The 4,098-nt window shown below is 47.4% G+C and carries 2 protein-coding genes and 3 pseudogenes; 4 read left to right on the plus strand and 1 reads right to left on the minus strand.

Going from position 1 to position 4,098, the window contains the following annotated elements:
* The first annotated feature begins 233 nt into the window (after nt 1-233).
* The 4 genes and pseudogenes from QZV86_RS13490 to QZV86_RS13505 form a co-directional block, all read left to right on the plus strand.
* The gene (locus tag QZV86_RS13490) at nt 234-1,415 is read left to right on the plus strand and encodes an FAD-dependent oxidoreductase (protein ID WP_295629201.1); all 1,182 of its coding nucleotides are present in this window, start codon (nt 234-236) and stop codon (nt 1,413-1,415) included.
* Between the two features lie 91 nt (nt 1,416-1,506).
* Complete coding sequence (locus tag QZV86_RS13495; protein ID WP_295629203.1) at nt 1,507-1,671, plus strand: hypothetical protein; 165 nt, start codon at nt 1,507-1,509, stop codon at nt 1,669-1,671.
* Between the two features lie 77 nt (nt 1,672-1,748).
* Nucleotides 1,749-2,701: pseudogene (locus tag QZV86_RS13500) on the plus strand (IS1595 family transposase).
* A gap of 708 nt (nt 2,702-3,409) precedes the next feature.
* Nucleotides 3,410-3,733 (plus strand): annotated as a pseudogene (locus tag QZV86_RS13505) (transposase); the annotation flags it as partial.
* 40 nt (nt 3,734-3,773) lie between these two features.
* Here QZV86_RS13505 and QZV86_RS13510 read toward each other — a convergent pair.
* Nucleotides 3,774-4,043, minus strand: a pseudogene (locus tag QZV86_RS13510) (integrase core domain-containing protein); the annotation flags it as partial.
* Nucleotides 4,044-4,098: the final 55 nt, after the last annotated feature.

Genomic DNA, 4,098 nt, shown 5'->3' on the forward strand with positions numbered 1-4,098 from the left:
TCATGTCTTCATCTTATGAAACTTCGGACTCCATGAAAATAAGCATACCTCAATTCTTTAAGCCCCCATTTCATCAAAGCCAATGATCACCCAAAGACATAAGCGATCACCCATACATTGCTGCAAGCGCCAACAGACCAGACATAAACATAACGCCTGCCAGTCAGATCACGTTATAATTTGAATAACTCTACGTATGCGCTTGATGCTTGTTGATAAAGGAGAGGCCTATCATGAAACACCATAAATACCTTATCGTTGGCGGCGGCATGGCTGCTGACTCCGCTGTTCGCGGTATCCGTAAAATTGACCAGGAAGGGGCCATCGCCATGATTTGCGAGGAGCGCCATCTGCCTTATGATCGTCCACCGCTTTCTAAATCGCTGTGGAAGGATACGCCGTATGAATCCATTTGGCGTGATGCCGAAGGACTCAATGTCGCAGCACACGTGGGCAAAAAAATTGTGGCACTGGATTCATCCCAAAAAACCGCGACAGATGATGCTGGAAACGTGTACACCTATGAAAAGCTGTTACTAGCCACAGGAGGTTCCGTGCGGCGCTTGCCGGATTCAGACAAGAACATCATCTACTTTCGAACTGCCGACGACTATCGCAAGCTGCGTGAATTGAGTGAACAAGGTTCGGATTTTGTAGTGATTGGGGGAGGCTTCATTGGTTCCGAAATTAGCGCGGCACTGACCATGAACAACAAGCGGGTCACGATGATTTTTCCGGAAAGCGGTATCGGTGCACGCGTTTATCCACAGCCTCTGGCTGAGTTCATAAATTCCTATTACCGCGAGAAGGGAGTCACCATACTTGCGTCTGAAACCGTTAAATCCGTGCGAGCCACCGCTGGCGGCAAGACCATTGTAACCACAGGAAACGGCACGGAAATTACTGTGGATGGAGTTGTGGCCGGGCTGGGCATTCAGCCTAACACCGAGTTGGCCGCACAAGCTGGGCTTGCAGTAGACAACGGTATTATCGTGGACGAACAACTGCGCACGAGCAATCCCGATATCTACGCGGCGGGCGATGTGGCGAACTTCCATAGCGCAATGCTGGATAAACGCATGCGCGTGGAACATGAGGACAATTCAAACGTCATGGGAGAGATGGCAGGTCGGAACATGGCCGGACAGTCGGATGCCTATCGTCACCACCCTTTCTTTTATTCTGACCTGTTTGACCTGGGTTACGAAGCAGTGGGAGAGCTGGATGCAAGTCTCGACATTATCGAAGACTGGAAGGAGCCATTCCGCAAAGGCGTCATTTATTATTTACGCGATAAACAAGTGCGCGGTGTCCTGCTCTGGAACACCTGGGGGCAGATTGACGCCGCCACTCGGTTAATTGCAGAAAAAGCCACTCACTCCCGCGCGACGCTAGAAGGGAAAATAACGGACTAATCGCCGTTTCGGTTTTTCTATCGCATAAAACAGCGCTGTGGAAGCAACATCTTGGAATCCTGCCTGCAGAATTAGGCTATACGGAAATCACTTGAAAGGCACAAAAACCAAATCAGGAGAACATACAGTCACGCAGCAGCCACAAGCCAGAGAAGCCTTACTTAGTCAGCAGGCCTATACGAAAAAATTCAATGAAATTGTTTTTCATGATCCGCGCCATAACAAGTCGTGGAAAGATAATCAGGTCATTCGATAAAATGTTTCCTGATTAGTTACATTCCTCAGATAGGATTGTAGAATGGGAGAATACACAACAAAACCAGAGGAAAAGTAATAGCGATAAATAAAATTCAGTTTCAAGCTGGCCTGTCACTGCATGAATTTTTGCGTCGATATGGCACGGAGGCACAATGTGAATCAGCGTTGTTTGCTTCAAGGTAGCCACAAGACTGGAAATGTTCACGCTGCGATGGAACGCATTATTGCTGCACCCATAACGGGCGCAAGTTATGGGAGTGTCTGGGCTGTGGCTATCAGTCTTCCTCAATTGCGGGCACTGTATTTGAAAATACCAAACTTCCTCTGACGATCTGGTTTTTGGCCATTTATTTGATGACGCAAAGCAAGAATGCGGCAAGTGCTTTGAAACTTTAGCGCCAGTTAGGGGTAAGTTACAAAATGACGTAGTCGATCAAGCATAAGTTGGTGCAAACCATGCTGTTGCGTAAAGAGCAACGCTGTCTGGATGGGCGCGTAGAGACTGATGATGCATAATTTGGGAGGCGAGAAGCAAGGAAAGCGCGGCCGAGGCGCTGCAGGTAAAACGCCATTTGTAGCAGCGATACAGACAAATAACGAAGGCAAGCCACATTTTATGTGCGTAAAACCTGTGGCAGGTTTTACGCATGAGGCGCTTAGACAGTGGTCGACCAAATGTCTGGTTTCTACTGCACATGTGGTATCCGATCGTTTATGGTGTTTCGAGGCTGTTACTCACACCGCTGCACAGCATCAACGCCATGTTACGGAAAGCGGCAAGCTCGCTGTGCAACGTCCCGAGTTTCATTGGGTCAATACCCTGACTTGGCAATCTCAAGACTCCGCTCAGTGGAACATACCACGCATTCAATCACGCCAAATATGCGCATCGCTATCTTGCAGAATTCTCTTGTCGCTTCAACCGTCGTTTTGATTTGGCTACTATGGTGTCGCGATTACTCCGTGCCGCCGTGAATACAAATCCTCTTCCAGTCGCTATATTGAGAGTTTCTGAGGCAAGTAACTAATCAAGAAATGTTTTGATACCGGCATTGAAACGAGCTGGCTTTAAATACCGCAATCTTTATCAGCCCCGTCACACCTTTGCATCAACTTTGCTTTCAAGAAGTAAAATCCGATGTGGGTAGCACAGCAAATGGGGCATAAGAATTAGGGGCAGATTAGAAAGAGTTATAAACGATAAGAACTTTGCACAGTTAGAATCATTTTCAGGTGCGGATGACGATACAATAATACTTTGAATCATATTGTTGAGTTAATTGATATGAGTTTTTTCAGAGTTTGATGCCACCCGCCGTACCCGCAAAGGAAACTTTCTCAATCAAATCGATTACCTGATTGATTGGGAACCGATAGAAAAAGCAATCGCTGAACATTATGCCCCCACATATGATGCCGCAGGCCGTCCCGCCTATCCCGGGTTGCTGCTGTTCAGAATGTTGCTGGCAGAAGCTTTTAAACTAAAACTCTCTACTGTAAGTTCCCATTAAAAATGGGGGGATTACCCGTGTGTTTTTGCCTCTACCCTGTAGTTCCATTATTATCATCGAATGATTCCATCATTTTATCTCGCAGGGTTTCTCGATAAGTAGTCAGTCCTGCAAAACGCTTGGAGACCCCATAAATATTGGAATTCATGCGAATTAGTAAACGCTGAGATCCCTGGGAAATTATAATATAGGCATCAAAACCTGAGGGAATTAGGGGAAGTTTAAATGCCGACTGATGATTTTTTTCGTGCACGTCTCGACCAGATGATCGATCTGCACCATCCCTTGGTGGTATTGGCAAATCGACTACCGTGGCCCGATATTGAAGCAGCCCTTGCACCAGCTTTCGAGCGCAAGAATCGTCAAGGCCACATGGTAGAGTTCAGCGATATTTTCGGCACAGCGTTAGCGACTGCGGGCACAGGAGTGAGCGCTGCGGGCCGGCCGCGTTTGCCCATTCGATTGATGGCTTCCTTGCTGTATCTGAAGCACGCATTCAATCTGAGTGATGAAGAACTGGTGATTCGCTGGTCCGAGAATGTGGTCTGGCTGAATCGCCCCCGATTTTCCGGAGACATGTTTTCTTGAATCAAGCTGCATCAGCTGACTCTTCCTGTTGGCGATGATACGCCTTTTCAAATTCTGCCGGTGGGACATATCCGATTGCGTCCAGCAGTCTTCGATTGTTGAACCAATCCACCCATTCCAATGTGGCAAATTCTACTTCTTCGATACTACGCCAAGGACCGCGATGCCGTATGACTTCGGTCTTGTACAAACCATTGATGGTTTCGGCTAGCGCGTTGTCATAAGAATCTCCGATGCTTCCGACGGAGGCGTCAATATTTGCCTGCGCCAAACTGAGGTATGCTTATTTTCATGGAGTCCGAAGTTTCATAAGATGAAGACATGAA

The organism is uncultured Nitrosomonas sp., assembly GCF_902826915.1.
In the GTDB taxonomy this organism is placed as follows: domain Bacteria; phylum Pseudomonadota; class Gammaproteobacteria; order Burkholderiales; family Nitrosomonadaceae; genus Nitrosomonas.

What these genes read in the sequence shown, in the direction of transcription:
- QZV86_RS13490 (WP_295629201.1), top strand. Translation starts at nt 234, where the DNA reads ATGAAACACCATAAATACCTTATCGTTGGCGGCGGCATGGCTGCTGAC.